The sequence below is a fragment of the Ferdinandcohnia sp. QZ13 genome, assembly GCF_031324165.1.
Taxonomy (GTDB): Bacteria; Bacillota; Bacilli; order Bacillales; family Bacillaceae_L; genus Ferdinandcohnia.
Genome location: NZ_JAVIVW010000015.1, coordinates 1,191,207 through 1,206,414, shown reverse-complemented (window position 1 = coordinate 1,206,414; position 15,208 = coordinate 1,191,207). Strand labels below are relative to the sequence as shown.

The window sequence follows — 15,208 nt, the reverse complement described above, 5'->3', positions numbered from 1 at the left end:
AATTTGCGAACGAATTTGTATTTTGTTCGTCATGCCCATTCCATCTACACCCCAGAAGAATTAACAAGACCCCTATCTGAAAAAGGCAAGGCGGATGCGCTAAGAGTTACTAGCATTCTTTCAAAAGAAAAGATTGATGTAGTCATCTCAAGCCCCTATAAAAGAGCCATTCAAACAGTAGAAGGAGTTGCAGATTACATTTATCAAAACGTAAATATAATAGACGATTTTAAAGAAAGAATGTTGTCTAAAGGCCCTGTCGCAGACTTTGATTCCGCCATTCGAAAGGTTTGGGAGGATGAACGTTTTTCGTGGGCAGGTGGAGAATCTAATCTCATCGCTCAGAAACGGGGAGTCGAGGCAACTTATAGAGTTCTCGAAACCTATGAAGGAAAAAATATTGTAGTCGGAACTCATGGTAATTTGATGGTGCTGATTATGAATTATTTTGATAAAAAATATGATTTTTCCTTCTGGTGTGAACTCGATATGCCAGACATTTATAAACTCACTTTTGAAAATAATAAATTAACGGGGGTAAATCAAGTCTGGCAAAGATAAGGAGGAGAAGGCATGTTTGATCCGGTTTCTGCAGTTTTAAATGTAGTTTTTTTCGTACTAATCATCTATTTAATTTCACGGGTCGCACATTTTATGAAGGACGTTAAAAGTAAGTTAAATGAGATTGATAGAAAGATAGAAGAAATTAAAGAAACGACGGCCAAAAACGACTAGGGAAGGGGCCAAAACCTTGAAAAATTTATTTTTAGGGATTTTCCTCTTAGTATTTCTAACAGGGTGTTCCCCTGAAATATGGAAAGTTGTTGCGAGTGAAAAAAACATGCCTTCCAATATACTTGAAATTAAGAAAGATCCTAGTGAATCTCCGAACATTGACTCTTTAGTAATCAAAGTCACGAATGCCGAACAACTAACCGAGGCTTGGGATTATTTTTCGATGGAGAAAAAAACTCCTAAAGCCGATTTCGATACATATGACTACTATTTTGTAAGTATTAGAGAATCGAGCAGTTGTCCTTATAAATTAAAGGATGTAACCGTAAATGATAGTAATGAGGAAATTAATTTTTATTTTAGACAAAAAGCTGGTTCGTGTAATTCTGATGCAACCCCCAGAACGGTTCTAGTCGAAGTGGAGAAAAACGATGCGATTCGTTTAGAAAATGCATCAATTATCTATCATTCCGGGAATCGAGAGACAAGAACTACTGAAATAATTAGAGGAATAGAGTGAGGGATACTAATGTTACATGTAAAACCATTAGAAGACAAAGATTATGAACTTATAAAAGTAGCGGAAAAGGTGATTGAAAAGAATTATAGATATGGACGTCATCATATTGGTGCAGCAGTTCGAACTACGTCTGGCAATGTGCATGCTGCTGTTCATTTGGAAGCGAATGTTGGAAGAATAGCGGTTTGCGGGGAAGCGATGGCCATGGGGAAGTCCATCTCTGAAGGGGATCACGAATTCGAAACAATCGTAGCAGTCGCGCACCCACATCCCCACGAAGATATTGAAAAATGCTGGGTGGTAGCCCCATGTGGCATGTGCAGAGAGCTCATCAGCGACTACGGTAAAGATACCAATGTGATCATTTCGTATAACGGTGAATTAGTAAAATGCAATATCATGCAATTGCTGCCTGAAAAATATGGAAGTGAACTTGAATAGAGTGACCGTTATGAATGGAAAGGAGTTTGTTATATGCCTACATGTCAAAAGTGTAAAAACAAATGGAGCTGGAAGCAAACCTTCAAAAAATCCTTTACATTCACGAATGCAATGACCTGCCCCTATTGCGGGGAAAAACAATACATTACCGCCCGTACAAGAAAGATATCAGCATCTTTTAGTTTGGCTGTTTTCGCATAGATTGTTGCTTTCTTGATGTGTATAAAAAATAACCTCAAACTGAGGTTATTTGATTGTTCAACCTTCTATACCTTTCTTTTGGATTAGTAGTATAGATGAAGCCATTCCCGTAAGGCTTAAAACTATCCCGATTGGTAAAAGAATAAATTCTATTATTGAAGGAATACCCATCATCGGGGTAAATATACATAATGGGACACCAATTAATAAAGTAATTAAAACGAGTATATGTAATTTTTTGGAATTAATTTCAAAAACCTCCTTTCATGATAACATTACCATATTTCTGTTTTTCCCTCCATATTTTAACATTAAAATTACAATTTCAATCTTTTATTCAAAAGCAACAATCTTTTAGAAAACAGCCTTTAGTTTTATAGCACCTTTTTTGGGTCTTTTTTTGAATTTCTATTTTGATTCTCCTCATGTCATATTGTTTATAATGTTAGGATTTTTGTCGCTTTTTATAGTGATTTATCCATTTTACCTAGATACTTCAAACAAAGAAGAGCCATTATTCGGCTAGTACCAGGGAGACGATAAAAAAATGTATAGTCCAGAGGAAAGAAAAAGTTATTTTGATACGATGATTGAGAAGATCCAGACATTTGATCTTGTAGAAGGAATTGTACAAATCGGTTCAGGAGTCACCGGCTACAGTGATGAGTATTCGGATGTTGATTTAATGGTGGCTACTACTAGAACTGAAGATGCTGAGCCAACGAAGGATGTTGTACGTGCGTTTTTTTCAGAATTACATCCTATTTATATAAAAGAAAAACAGTTTAGTAAAGATATTTTTCTCCTAATTGTGTTTTTGGAAAATAAACTTGAGTTTAATGTATCGATTGTTCCAAGAGAATTTTTATCCGTGAAATCGCCTCTATGGAAAGTGCTTGTAGATAAAACAGGCTTAGTGGCTGAAAAAATGAATCAAGAAAATAAAAACTTTATTAGTATGGATGCTCCCTATGATGTGGGATTTGATGTGCCATTTGAATTTGTTTACTGTGCAATGAGTTTAGAGAAAGCATTAAAGCGAAATAATGTCATTTATGCACTCAAAATGCTAGAGACAATGAGGACCTACACTTTACTAGTACAAGCGATGAATGAGGATAAGAAACTACACCAATTTAAGGCGTATGATTCATTAAACCCATCCTTTATAAAGTCCTATCTATCAACTTATCCTGAAAAAATGGATCCTATCACGATAGATTGTTCAGCAAAAAAGGTTATCGGACTTTTTGAAGATGTGGTAAAGCATCATTCTACCTTCTCCATGGATGAACATTTGCACCAATTACTAAACAAGACCCTGGTTTAAGTTTAGGCACTGAAATGCAGGAGTTTATGTTGCTGCATTTCAGTACAGCTGTTTTTTTACCAATAATGGCATGGAATAGCTATCTTTCATACAAGACTTTTGATATAATATTTCTGAATATTATTAACTTTTAAATAAAAAAAGGGGGCTTATGGAATGAAGAAATGGGGGTTTTTGTTTGTACTTGTTTTATCAGTTTTCCTAATTAGTGCATGTGGTGGGGATTCAGAAACCGGAGGAGATGGAATTAGTGAGGATGGAACCTTAACAATAGGTGAAACCGGGCTTTACACATCTACTGCAGGTGATTTTGAGGTAACAATAAACAGTGTTAAGTTTGAAACAGGTGAAGATGGTGAAAAGGCTCTAAGAGGTACATATGTTGTGGCCAACGCAACCGTAACAAGCCGAGCATCAAAGGCGGTAAATATAGAAGATGTTTTACCATTTAAAATCTTTGTCGATAATGTCGTTAACTGGAACAATGTTACAGCTGGAACGGAATTCAGTTTTGGAACTCAAATCTCGGGAGAAATAAAGGATGGGGAATCCATAACGGGTGAAATTATATTTGATGCCAGAGAATCAGAAACGTATAAAATCATGCTTGGTAGCAAAGCAGAAACGACCAAACTTGAATGGGATTTAACTTCCGACGATTTTCAATAAATATAATTTTTAAGCGTTGATTTAAGAGTGAATCAACGCTTTTTTTATGAAGAGAAATAAACAAAGAATGAATTTTCATGAGGAGAGTTCTTTTTTTACTTAACTTTAATAAATTACCTTTTTCGTGGGAAATGTAAGAAAGATAAAAAAAAAGATAGGGTGATTCTAATGAAAGTTAAGTTCAAAAAACTCTTTGTATTGTCAATATTACTCTTTGTTTTAGTAGCGTGTGGTGGCGGAAACGATAATGGAAACGGAGGAGGGCTTGAAGGTAGTGTCGTTATTGATGGGTCAGGAACCGTTTTTCCGTTAATGTCAAAGCTTGCAGAGGATTACATGGTAAATGAACAGGAAAACGTGTCTGTTGAAGTAAGCCGAGCTGGGACAAGTGCTGGCTTCAAAAAGTTCTTAGTAGAAAGTGGCGGAACAGATTTCAATGATGCCTCAAGAAAAATAAAAGAGGAAGAGCTTGCTAAGGCTGAGGAACTAGGAATAACAGTGAAGGAATTAAAAGTTGCTCTAGATGGCATCACAATTGTTGTTAATAAGGAAAATGATTGGGCGACAGAGCTTACACAACAAGAAGTCATTGATATATTCTCAGCAAGTGCAGGTAAAAAGAACTGGTCAGATGTTCGAGAAGGGTTCCCTAATGAACCAATAAAAACTTATGGTCCCAACGAAAACCATGGTACATACGAATTCTTCTGGGAAACTATCTTGAAAGAGCAGGATCTCGTTGGAGGGATTAATCTACAGCAGGAGTATTCAACCTTAGTGGACTTGGTGACAAAAGATAAAAATGCGATTGCGTTTTTTGGATATGGCTACTATGCAAGCAATAAGGATAAGTTAAATGCGGTAAAAATTGATTTTGGTGATGGTCCGGTAGAACCAACACTTGACACGATTAAAGAAGACGGTGCCTATGCCCCATTTACCCGACCTGTATTTACCTACTTAAACGAGGGAAATGCTCAAGAGAAGCCACAAGTTTTAGACTTTGCTATCTATGCAATGAAGAGTGCAGAGGCAGCTGCAGCAGAAACAGGTTTTGCCCCATTGCCAGCTGAGGAACTTCAGACATCCGTAGATTATTTAGAAGGCTTGAAACAGCAGTAATCGGCTAGAGCGAGTGTTTTCTTTATATTAAAGGGTGAAAGGGAGGTAAGCAAATGGGAAAACAAAAAGAATTAAATGTAAGAGAGATGATACAAGAAAAACAAAAAGCAGTGAGTTTTAACAATCTTACTGAAAAGTTTATTCCAAGGTTTTTGTTTATTATTGCAATCATCTCCATTCTTACTACGATTGGAATCCTATATACCCTTTTGAGCGAAGCGGTGCATTTTTTTAAAGATGTGCCCTTCCTTGATTTCTTTACAGGTACCGAATTAAAACCACTGGGTGCTAATGCGAAATTTGGAATCTTGCCATTATTGACGGGTACCGTTATTTCTTCAACGATTGCCATGTTTGTTGCGATACCTATCGGGATCATGTCAGCTATTTATTTAAGCGAATATGCATCAGAAAATGTTAGAAGAACATTAAAACCACTGTTAGAGATACTAGCCGGAATACCGACTATCGTGTACGGATTTTTTGCATTTACGTTTGTTACTCCTTTATTGCAATCGTTTATTCCTGGATTAGAATCAACAAATATTCTAAGTCCTGGTCTTGTTATTGGCGTCATGATTATTCCGATGATTGCGTCCCTCTCTGAAGATGCGATGAGCTCTGTTCCAAATGCAATGAGGGAGGGAGCTTTGGCACTGGGGGCAACAAAGCTTGAGGTAACATGGCGTGTTGTAATCCCGGCTGCGATTTCCGGAATTATCGCATCCTTTGTACTCGGGATTTCTAGAGCGATTGGTGAAACAATGATTGTCACGATTGCTAGTGGTAGCTCTAAAAATTTCACGTTTGATGTTACCCAATCCATGCAAACAATGACCGCTTATATAGTTGAGGTAACAGGCGGAGAGGCAGCAGCAGGATCAACTTTATACTATAGCTTATATGCTGTCGCCATCACGTTATTTGTATTTACGTTGATTATGAATCTTATTGCCCAATATATCTCTAAAAGATTTAGGGAGGGGTATTAATCATGAAATATGTGGATGCAGACCAGGTACAGAAAAAGATGGGTTCTCGACTCCTTACAAATCGAATTACAAAAATCATCTTTCTTTTATCTACATTAGTAGGACTAGTTGTTCTCGTTATGTTATTTTATCGAGTTTTAGCAGATGGGCTAGGCTGGATTAATTTAGACTTTATAACTGGTAAATTATCTACAGATCCCGGTAGAGCGGGAATTATGGGTGCCATTTTAGGAACAGTGTGGTTGATGGTTGTAGTTGCCCCAGTAACTATGTTCCTTGGGATAGGTACTGCGATTTATCTAGAGGAATACGCGACAAAAGGCAGGTTGCAATCTTTTATTCAAACGAATATTGCAAATTTAGCGGGTGTCCCTTCGATTGTTTTTGGTATTCTTGGGTTGACTGTCTTTGTAAGAACGATGGGTCTTGGCAATATTGTACTTGCTGGTGGACTTACAATGTCGCTACTTGTGCTCCCTATTGTTGTAGTGGCAAGTCAAGAAGCACTCAGAGCCGTTCCTCAATATTTACGGGAAGCGTCCTATGGATTGGGAGCAACAAAATGGCAAACGATAAAAAAGGTTGTACTCCCTGCTGCGATACCAGGAATCTTAACAGGTGTAATCTTAGCTTTATCACGTGCAGTTGGTGAAACAGCTCCACTGACTGTAATAGGAATCCCTGCACTGTTAATTCCATTTCCAGATACCATTTTTGACAAATTTACTGTGTTGCCCATCCAAATTTATTATTGGACATTAGACTCAGCTTTGGTGGCGGAATATGCAAATTTAGCGGCTGCAACAATCATAATCCTACTTGTAATACTTTTGATCATGAACTCAATCGCAGTTATCATTCGAAATAAATTTCAAAAACGATATTAACTTAACCTACCTACTGGAGGAAAGAACAAATGCCAGTTGAATATGAAAATAAGCAGAAGTTTGTACAAGGAATTAATAAAAAGGCTGAGCCAACAGATACCAATAAGAAAATCGTTTATGATACGAAAAATTTAAACTTATGGTATGGCGAAGATCAAGCCTTGAGGGAAATTAATCTTCAAATTGCCGAAAATGAAGTAACGGCCATTATTGGTCCCTCAGGGTGTGGAAAATCGACATACCTCAAAACCTTGAACAGAATGGTTGAATTAATACCGATTGTTCGTACATCGGGCGAAATTTTATACAGAGGAAAGAATATTTTTGACAAATCCTATCCAGTTGAAGCATTAAGAACGAATGTGGGAATGGTGTTTCAGAAACCAAATCCTTTTCCAAAATCAATCTACGATAATATTGCATATGGTCCTCGAATTCATGGGATTCGTAATAAGAAAGTATTAGATGAAATTGTAGAAAAAAGTCTGCGGGGGGCAGCGATTTGGGATGAAGTCAAAGACCGTTTGAAAGAAAATGCCTATGGGATGTCAGGCGGTCAGCAACAGCGTCTTTGTATTGCAAGATGTTTAGCCATTGAACCTGATGTCATTTTAATGGATGAACCAACCTCAGCACTTGATCCGATCTCTACTTTAAAAGTGGAGGACTTGATTCAAGAATTGAAAAAGAATTACAGCATCATCATTGTGACACATAATATGCAGCAAGCGGCAAGAATCTCAGAAAAAACAGCATTTTTCTTAAGTGGAGAAGTCATTGAGTTTTCAAATACAAGCAAAATGTTTTCAAATCCGGACAAAAAGGAAACAGAAGATTATATCACGGGTCGTTTTGGGTAAAAAAAGGGGGGACTTACGATGACAGTAAGAGCGACGTTTCAAGCCGAATTAAACGAGTTAAAAGAAATGATTATACAATTAGGGAATCAAGCACAAGAAGCAGTTGGACAAGCCATCGACGCTTTAAAAAATCAGGATGTAGATAAAGCATTAAAAATAATCGAAAATGACAATCAACTAAATATAATGGAAGAAGAAATTAATGATAAAGCTATTTTGCTAATTGCACAGCAAGCACCAGTAGCTATTGACCTTAGAAGAGTCATTGTTGCGATTAAAATTTCATCAGACCTTGAAAGAATAGGGGATTTAGCAGTAAATATTGCGAAGTCAGTCATTCGAATTGGAACCCAACAATTGATTAAACCAATCGAAGACATACCACGAATGGCGGAGGTAGCCAATAAAATGGTAGCAGATTCGCTTAGAGCATATAACGAGGAAGATGTTGTACTCGCAAAAAATGTTGCCAAGGTGGATGACGAAGTAGATGAAGCATATGGAAAGCTGATTAAGGAATTATTGGAACTAATGACCCAAAAACCCGAAAATATTTCACAAATTACACAATTGTCTTTCATATGTAGAAATATAGAAAGAGTAGCAGACCATTCAACGAACATTTCGGAAAGCATTCTGTATTTAATAAAAGGGAAAAGATATGATTTAAACCAATAATGAAATACAACTCGAGGAGGTATCACAATGAAAGACAAGAAGTCCGAAGCTGAAACAGCTAATATAAAGATTAATCAGATACTAAACGGTGAGGAAGATCAAGATGCATTTGATACCGACTCTCTAATCAATAATAATAATACTGCACTTGTCGTGAAAAATATGGAAACAGATGATGAATAAAAGCAAAAAAATGCTTGGCTACCAAGCATTTTTTATTTTTAAGTATTTGTAAGTAAGTAGAAAAGTAGCGTGTTTATATGTTTAAATGGTATTAATAATGGAACGATGGGAAGGATTCGCTTGGTAAAACGGTATTTGATTCTTACATTGTTAATAAGCCTTGGATTTGCGACAATCGCATTGGCGATAACGGAACGTAAAGAAGAACCTGTGAAAGCAGGGGAATCGTTGATCATTGCTCATCGAGGAGCGAATGATCGGTTTAATGAACATACATTAACGGCCTATAAAATTGCTTCTCAGGACGGGGTAGATTATTTAGAAATTGACCTGCGTATGACAAAGGATGGCGAACTTGTAGCCATGCATGATGATACTATCGATCGAACGACGAATGGAAAAGGAAAGGTTTCTGATTATACATTGGCAGAGCTAAAAAAGTTCAAAACAGTGTCGACTTTTGAAAATAAAGTGGTATCAGAGGAAATTCCAAGCTTACGAGAGATTTTTGATGAGTTTTCTGGCACGGAGAATTTTTATATCGAAACAAGACTTGTGAATAACCAGTTAGCTATGGAGGAGAAAGTCATTGCTCTCTTAGATGAATATCATTTACTTGATGATAAAAGAGTCATCCTTCAATCCTTTTCTACAAAAAGTCTAGAAAAGCTTAGTAGGTTAGCACCGGATCTTCCACTGACCTTTTTATTTAAAAAAGGGAAATTTGATTTAAATAAGGCTATTGCAACCGACTATCCTATTATTGGTATAGAATCAAGTGATGTCACAAACCGCATTGTAAAGAAATTACACAATAATGGAAAGAAAGTACATGTTTATTTTACGAATAAGAAAACACAAAAAAGGGAACAAACTCAGTTGAAAGACCTCCCAATAGATGGTTATTTTACCGATTACATCCTTTATACAAAGAAATTATAACAGGACACGAGGTCAGGTACATCGTCCCTATGACCCACCAAGGAGGGAACTATGAAAACCACAATTAAAATTATTGATAAGGAAAAAGCCTGGGAAGTCCGGCATAAAGTCATGTGGCCTGATAAGGATTTTGACTATATAAAATTAGAAGTTGATGATATCGGGATTCATTATGGTCTGTTTGTGGAGGACGAGCTGATTTCGGTTATCTCCCTTTTTGTCAATCATCATGAAGCTCAGTTTCGTAAGTTTGCAACACTCCAACATGCACAAGGTAAAGGATACGGTAGTAGATTATTAGACTTTGTGATAAATGAGGCAAAGAATCAAGGCTTGAACAGAATATGGTGTAACGCAAGACAGAATAAGATAGATTTTTATAAAAAGTTTGGTTTGCAAGAAACAAGTCACCGTTTCACAAAAGGTGGTAAATCCTATGCCATAATGGAGAAGATTATCGAAGGTTAGGAGGGAAGTAGATTGCTAGTTAGAGAAATTACACCCGAGGATGCTGAAAACTTTGTTAAGTTGACCCAGCAGGTGGAAAATACCTCAGAATATATGCATTGGGAAGCGGGAGAAAGAAAAGTGAGTCCTGACCAGCAACGAAAAATGATCGAAAGAATCGGATCAGATGAGAACTCGACGATTTTTGTTGCGGAGGAAGACAATCAGTTGATTGGATTCTTAATGGCTATTGGCGGCAATGCAAGAAGAAACAAACATTCCGTTTACATTGTGATTGGAATCTTGAAGGATTTCAGGGGAAAAGGCGTGGGTACAAAGCTATTTAAACAACTGGAAAAATGGGCGTTGACCCAACAAATCCATCGCTTGGAATTAACCGTTGTGACCCAAAATAAAGCAGGATTATCTTTATATAAAAAGATGGGATTTGAAATCGAGGGTACCAAACGACATTCTCTATTAATCGGTGGTGTCTTTGTTGATGAATACTATATGGCAAAGATATTGTGAATCGTAAAGTGTGTTGTCCTATGCAGGAATCACACTTTTTTTGTGGAATAAAACTACCAAAGAAAAGGTTTTAAAAGGGAGCGATACTTATGAAAAACATCTATATTATCAGGCATTGCGAAGCGGAGGGGCAGGAACCGGAAGCACCTTTAACAAATAATGGTCTAACTCAAGCTGCTGATGTAGCAGCCTTTTTTGAACATAGAAAAGTCGATCGAATTATTTCAAGTCCCTTTAAACGTGCCATTCAAACGATTCAGCCACTCGCAAAAGAAATAAATATCGAGATTGAAACGAATCAGCAACTAGCCGAACGCGTGCTAAGTTCAATAAATATGCCAGATTGGTTTGAAAAACTAAGAGCAACATTTGAAGATTTTGACCTTGCATATGAAGGTGGAGAATCTAGCCGAGAAGCTGCAAACCGAATTCTAGGCGTTGTGGACGATGTTTTAAAAAGTGATGCTGAAAATACCATTTTAGTCACGCATGGCGGCTTAATGTCATTGCTATTAAATCATTACAATAAAAACTTCGGATTTGAACAATGGAGAACACTGAGCAACCCTGATATTTATATTTTAAAACTAAATCAACATATTTCTCTTGAACGGATTTGGAGGAGTTGAAAAGGATAATCTCTAACGTTCAATTACATAAATATAGAATAACCCTTAATGAAAGGAGAACATTCCATGAAAACAATAGGAATTTCGCTTTTAGCCACAATTGCTTTATTTTTTATGAGTGTTTTTATCGTAGGTCCTATTATGTCTAATATAGGCTACTCTTCAGTTGAATCCTCGTATCATTTACAAACGCATGCCTTATTAGTAACGCTAATCTTTACTGTGATTCTATGTACAATTTTAGGTTCAAGATATATTGTAGAAGAACTTAAAAAAGAAAAAGAGTAAGCTAGTATGGAAGCATTAGTCCAACAAGGATTAATGCTTATTTATTTATTAAATACCAGATGAGACTTTCGAGTGCCTAATTAATAAAGTAGGAAGTACGTTCATCACGTACTTCCTACGAATCTAGTGGAGCGAAGGTAACTTTACTAGAAGGAATCTGTTCAAGTTAACCTTCATATTTTGAAGAGGTGCGGTTTTTCTCCTAAACAAAGAAACGCTTATAGAGGGTAATGCAGTATCGGCCAGTTTCGTTTGCATCAAGAGTAACGATAAAGGTTGTTGGGTTATTCACTGAAGCTGAGACTGTATTGCCAGGAGGTACTGTATACACTACGCCATTGACAGAAAAAATGAACGGAGTAGCACCAGTGTTTGTTACTGAAAACGTTCCTTGAAAATAATCATTTGGAGAAGGTGCAGTCCACACAGCCTGGTCAATTGGGCCGTGCAGGTTTCCACAAATTTCTTCTGTTAACACTTTTGATTCAGGGCAGCAAAATGATCTATTGTTTTTTTCACACATATTCTATCGCCTCCTTTCAGGATACTAACTACAGTACTATAGAATGCAGTCTCTCAACATTCTGCACCATATAAATGCGGATTTTGATAGAAATGGACAATCGTACCCCGCAGGCTAAAAGTCGTTTTTTAATTGTTAATAGACTCACTAACCAGAAACAGGAAATTCTACTATATAAATCTCCCAATTTGGTCTATTATCTTAAGTTATTAGTCCAAGCCACTAAACTCCTATATACATAGGATAAAGAAATATGAGTGGAGAGAGGTGTAAATAAAATTGTCAAAGAAAAAACACAAAAAACACAAAAAACACAAAAAACACAAAAGTGATGTAAGTACGATTAATAAAAACTGTGGGAATATCTGCGGGAACCTTCAACTAGATAACCAGGTCCCAAAATTAGATATTTGGGAAATATACCACGAAAAAGATGCAACCGTATTTGTTTCTGTATACAATAGCCCAACGAGTACGGATTCCATAAAGGTTCAAGCATTCAGAAAGGATGGATCCAGTCTCTTTTTCAATGTTCCACCAGGAAACACAAGTTCAGGAACGGTTGATTACGCTGAACTAATTCGAGTATCTAGAGTAAATCAAGGCACAATTGAAGGTAGATTTTGCTTAGATATTAATTTTCAAACTAATAAGGATTAGTCAAAATTTCGTAAAGTGTTGATCAGCGGAAGATCAGCGCTTTTTTTCGTGAAGAAAAAAACAAAAAACTGAAACTTCTGCTAATATTTCACGTAAATGTATAAAGAAGGGAGTGGGTTCCATGAAAAGATACATGCTCGTTGTTTTATTAGTGGTAGTTGTAGAATTATGCTTGCTTTTCGGAATTTCATTAGTTTTTGACACAAACCTTGTTAATACCATGTTCCTTGGCTCTTGCATATTCGCCATTTTTGCCTTTTTGATGAGTTCAACCGGGGATGTTTTATCGAAAAGTGGTCAAATGGCCGTTTTTGATGCTCTTTTAGGGAACTACAAAACACAACACGAGAAAATGACATTAAAAATTAGTCCCTTTTTAGTCGGTTCGATTCTATGTTTTGGAATGTATTTTGTTTTATATTATTTAGGGTTTTTAACCTAATGGAGAATTGAAATGAAAAAAACAATTTATTTAACGATTGTAATTTTGTTAGTTACTTCAACCTTTGCCAGTGCTCTTAGTTGGGCCTATATCTTTGTTGTTCATGATGGGAAAGTATATGAGGTTAAAGAAGACATGCTACTCGACCAATCTGAGGTAGGGAAAATGATTGGGAAAGTGGAAACAAAAGCGGATGAATATACCGGTGACTATTACGGAAATGCATCCAACTACTATGAGATTGGAACAGATTATTTTAAAATTGAAGATATTCCAATCAATGAAGCAATTGCTGTGGAAACGGAAGAAGGTCACTTTGTAAAAGCAGTCTATGTCCACGATGCGCTATCCAGTTTTAAGAACGTATTCCTGGGCATGAATGTATGGGTAGTTGTTGGGATTTTTGTAATTGTATTGGTCGGCATAACTGTGTTACGCTCAAAACAAAGGTGATATTTAGATGGAGTTGAATGGATTTGGCAGAAAAAAAACAACACGTACTACCAAGAAAACTACTCACAGCATCCCTCACAGGTTCGCTATTTGCAGTCCTCCTAGGCTTTTTCGTTCAAGGCCCATTTGGGGATGATATCAACTCTATAAAAGAATACTTGTGGAGTATCACAAGAGCTGTACCCTTTTACCTCATGTACAGTTTTCCAGTCATCTTCGTTTACGGAACAATAACATCCATCATAAGTGACTTCCTTTCAGGACTTATTGCGAAAAATTGGTTGAGACGGACGGAGCCATACCTATCCTTCGTCTTTCATATATTATTCGGTTCCATCCTTCAATGGGTTAGTTTAAGTGCAGCTATCCTTTATTTTACAATAGACAGTATTTTACGAAAAAAGAAGAGTCGATACAAATGGCGCCAAGCTTTCATGAGCCTTGCTATTCCGTTACTAGTATGGATCTTTTTCATGGGAATTATTTGGATTATGGATTTTTTTAAGGATGGCGCGGACTATTTTGTTTATTCATTTTTCCAGGAGGAGAAAAAATGAGTCCTTTAATAGCTCTTTTAATTATTGTTGTCGCTCTCTTAGCGGACTATTTTTGGTTTGATGTCGATAAGAAGCGATGGGGATGGATGAAAAACTGGTCAAAGTTCCATAAAGGGTTGTTTTTTTCAGGATTTGCCGTCGTTACAGTATTGGTTTACGTAGGATTAAGTATCAAATATTTCAACTAAAAGCCGCGTTTTTTACATAGCGTGCTCTGGTAATTGCATCCTTTTCCAAATGAAAGGATAGCTCTTTTATTAAAGGAAATTCTAATGATAAGTGAGTTTGAATGGTATTCTTAGTTATGTAAGGAGCGAAATAGATGGAGACAATATGGCTAGAATATGCCTGGGCATTGTTGATTTTAATTGGCTTGGAAGGATTGTTATCAGCTGATAATGCCCTCGTACTTGCAGTTATAGCCAGACATTTACCAGAGGATGAAAAAAAGAAAGCCATAAATTATGGAATCCTAATGGCCTTTGCTTTCCGCTTTGTAGCCCTTTTTGCTATTTCATTTATCGCAAATGTGTGGCAAATACAGGCGATAGGGGCACTTTATCTCCTATACCTAGGGTTAAAGCATATCATTCAGGCAAAGTTTGGAAAAGATAATAAAAACGTTCATAAAGATGATGAAAAGGAAGCAGCTGCTAAAGGTTTTTGGCCTACCGTTGGGAAGATTGCATTAGCTGACCTTGCATTTGCCATTGATTCGATTTTAGCAGCAGTTGCACTTGCCCTTGGTTTACCAGATTCACCACTAGGCGATTTCGGTGGTATGGATGGTGGACAATTTATTGTTGTCGTTCTTGGAGGAGTTGCTGGCTTAATCTTAATTAAATTTGCAGCCACATGGTTTGTGCAGCTTCTTGAGAAACGTCCTGCACTAGAAACAACCGCTTATGCCATAGTAGCCTGGGTCGGCGTCAAACTTGCTGTCATTACCCTTGCCCATAAGGATATTGGGATCTTAGACCATGATTTTCCTCATAGTACCGTTTGGACGATCATCTTTTACGGAGTATTAGTCGCCATTGCCTTATTCGGCTGGTTTGCACCAAGTAATAAGAAACATCTAAAAGATAAAGCTTCATAAAGATAGCGATGCAGCAGGT

25 protein-coding genes are annotated in these 15,208 nt (G+C 36.9%); 24 read left to right on the top strand and 1 reads right to left on the bottom strand.

Annotated elements, in window-relative coordinates:
- Positions 1-3 precede the first annotated feature (3 nt).
- The 18 genes from RGU12_RS19920 (at position 4) to RGU12_RS19835 (ending at position 11,455) form a co-directional block, all read left to right on the top strand.
- Positions 4-561 carry a histidine phosphatase family protein gene (locus RGU12_RS19920; protein ID WP_309537591.1) on the top strand — a complete coding sequence of 186 codons (558 nt, stop codon included), beginning with the start codon at positions 4-6 and terminating at the stop codon, positions 559-561.
- A 12-nt stretch (positions 562-573) separates the two neighbouring features.
- Positions 574-735 (top strand): hypothetical protein, encoded by a 162-nt coding sequence (locus RGU12_RS19915; protein ID WP_309537590.1) that lies wholly within the window; start codon positions 574-576, stop codon positions 733-735.
- 16 nt (positions 736-751) lie between these two features.
- Complete coding sequence (locus RGU12_RS19910) at positions 752-1,255, top strand: hypothetical protein (protein WP_309537589.1); 504 nt, start codon at positions 752-754, stop codon at positions 1,253-1,255.
- Positions 1,256-1,264: 9 nt separating this feature from the next.
- On the top strand, positions 1,265-1,696 hold the full coding sequence (locus tag RGU12_RS19905) for a cytidine deaminase (RefSeq protein ID WP_309537588.1): 432 nt from the start codon (positions 1,265-1,267) through the stop codon (positions 1,694-1,696).
- A 33-nt stretch (positions 1,697-1,729) separates the two neighbouring features.
- Complete coding sequence (locus RGU12_RS19900) at positions 1,730-1,897, top strand: TIGR04104 family putative zinc finger protein (protein WP_309537587.1); 168 nt, start codon at positions 1,730-1,732, stop codon at positions 1,895-1,897.
- A 547-nt stretch (positions 1,898-2,444) separates the two neighbouring features.
- Positions 2,445-3,227: an aminoglycoside 6-adenylyltransferase gene (locus tag RGU12_RS19895; protein ID WP_309537586.1), complete on the top strand. Its 783-nt coding sequence runs from the start codon at positions 2,445-2,447 to the stop codon at positions 3,225-3,227.
- A gap of 156 nt (positions 3,228-3,383) precedes the next feature.
- The gene (locus RGU12_RS19890) at positions 3,384-3,896 is read left to right on the top strand and encodes a DUF4352 domain-containing protein (RefSeq protein ID WP_309537585.1); all 513 of its coding nucleotides are present in this window, start codon (positions 3,384-3,386) and stop codon (positions 3,894-3,896) included.
- Between the two features lie 168 nt (positions 3,897-4,064).
- Positions 4,065-5,018, top strand: a complete 954-nt coding sequence (locus RGU12_RS19885; RefSeq protein ID WP_309537584.1) for a PstS family phosphate ABC transporter substrate-binding protein — start codon at positions 4,065-4,067, stop codon at positions 5,016-5,018.
- Between the two features lie 53 nt (positions 5,019-5,071).
- Positions 5,072-6,010, top strand: a complete 939-nt coding sequence (gene pstC / locus RGU12_RS19880) for a phosphate ABC transporter permease subunit PstC (protein ID WP_309537583.1) — start codon at positions 5,072-5,074, stop codon at positions 6,008-6,010.
- A 2-nt stretch (positions 6,011-6,012) separates the two neighbouring features.
- Positions 6,013-6,897 (top strand): phosphate ABC transporter permease PstA, encoded by an 885-nt coding sequence (gene pstA, locus RGU12_RS19875; RefSeq protein ID WP_309537582.1) that lies wholly within the window; start codon positions 6,013-6,015, stop codon positions 6,895-6,897.
- A 29-nt stretch (positions 6,898-6,926) separates the two neighbouring features.
- Entirely contained in the window at positions 6,927-7,757 is an 831-nt protein-coding gene (gene pstB, locus RGU12_RS19870; protein ID WP_309537581.1) for a phosphate ABC transporter ATP-binding protein PstB, read from the top strand.
- An 18-nt stretch (positions 7,758-7,775) separates the two neighbouring features.
- Complete coding sequence (gene phoU, locus RGU12_RS19865; protein ID WP_309537580.1) at positions 7,776-8,435, top strand: phosphate signaling complex protein PhoU; 660 nt, start codon at positions 7,776-7,778, stop codon at positions 8,433-8,435.
- Positions 8,436-8,462: 27 nt separating this feature from the next.
- Positions 8,463-8,618, top strand: a complete 156-nt coding sequence (locus RGU12_RS19860) for a hypothetical protein (protein ID WP_309537579.1) — start codon at positions 8,463-8,465, stop codon at positions 8,616-8,618.
- A gap of 120 nt (positions 8,619-8,738) precedes the next feature.
- Positions 8,739-9,560, top strand: a complete 822-nt coding sequence (locus tag RGU12_RS19855) for a glycerophosphodiester phosphodiesterase (RefSeq protein ID WP_309537578.1) — start codon at positions 8,739-8,741, stop codon at positions 9,558-9,560.
- 51 nt (positions 9,561-9,611) lie between these two features.
- Positions 9,612-10,028, top strand: a complete 417-nt coding sequence (locus RGU12_RS19850; protein WP_309537577.1) for a GNAT family N-acetyltransferase — start codon at positions 9,612-9,614, stop codon at positions 10,026-10,028.
- Between the two features lie 12 nt (positions 10,029-10,040).
- On the top strand, positions 10,041-10,538 hold the full coding sequence (locus RGU12_RS19845; protein WP_309537576.1) for a GNAT family N-acetyltransferase: 498 nt from the start codon (positions 10,041-10,043) through the stop codon (positions 10,536-10,538).
- An 89-nt stretch (positions 10,539-10,627) separates the two neighbouring features.
- On the top strand, positions 10,628-11,167 hold the full coding sequence (locus RGU12_RS19840; protein ID WP_309537575.1) for a histidine phosphatase family protein: 540 nt from the start codon (positions 10,628-10,630) through the stop codon (positions 11,165-11,167).
- A gap of 66 nt (positions 11,168-11,233) precedes the next feature.
- Positions 11,234-11,455, top strand: coding sequence for a hypothetical protein (locus tag RGU12_RS19835; protein WP_309537574.1), 222 nt, complete (start codon positions 11,234-11,236; stop codon positions 11,453-11,455).
- Positions 11,456-11,657: 202 nt separating this feature from the next.
- Here the strand turns inward: RGU12_RS19835 and RGU12_RS19830 are convergent, their stop codons facing one another.
- Positions 11,658-11,978 carry an S-Ena type endospore appendage gene (locus tag RGU12_RS19830; protein ID WP_309537573.1) on the bottom strand — a complete coding sequence of 107 codons (321 nt, stop codon included), beginning with the start codon at positions 11,976-11,978 and terminating at the stop codon, positions 11,658-11,660.
- 279 nt (positions 11,979-12,257) lie between these two features.
- Between RGU12_RS19830 and RGU12_RS19825 the strand changes: the two genes are divergently transcribed.
- The 6 genes from RGU12_RS19825 to RGU12_RS19800 all read left to right on the top strand — a co-directional run bounded on the left by RGU12_RS19825 (position 12,258) and on the right by RGU12_RS19800 (position 15,189).
- Entirely contained in the window at positions 12,258-12,638 is a 381-nt protein-coding gene (locus tag RGU12_RS19825; protein WP_309537572.1) for an S-Ena type endospore appendage, read from the top strand.
- A 121-nt stretch (positions 12,639-12,759) separates the two neighbouring features.
- Entirely contained in the window at positions 12,760-13,080 is a 321-nt protein-coding gene (locus tag RGU12_RS19820; protein WP_309537571.1) for a hypothetical protein, read from the top strand.
- Between the two features lie 12 nt (positions 13,081-13,092).
- Positions 13,093-13,533 (top strand): hypothetical protein, encoded by a 441-nt coding sequence (locus RGU12_RS19815; protein WP_309537570.1) that lies wholly within the window; start codon positions 13,093-13,095, stop codon positions 13,531-13,533.
- 17 nt (positions 13,534-13,550) lie between these two features.
- A complete protein-coding gene (locus RGU12_RS19810) occupies positions 13,551-14,090 on the top strand; it encodes a hypothetical protein (RefSeq protein ID WP_309537569.1) in 540 nt (179 codons plus the stop codon).
- Positions 14,087-14,278: a hypothetical protein gene (locus RGU12_RS19805; RefSeq protein WP_309537568.1), complete on the top strand. Its 192-nt coding sequence runs from the start codon at positions 14,087-14,089 to the stop codon at positions 14,276-14,278. Before RGU12_RS19810 ends, RGU12_RS19805 begins: the two co-directional genes overlap by 4 nt.
- Before the next feature lie 134 nt (positions 14,279-14,412).
- The gene (locus tag RGU12_RS19800) at positions 14,413-15,189 is read left to right on the top strand and encodes a TerC family protein (protein WP_309537567.1); all 777 of its coding nucleotides are present in this window, start codon (positions 14,413-14,415) and stop codon (positions 15,187-15,189) included.
- The last annotated feature ends 19 nt before the right edge of the window (positions 15,190-15,208 follow it).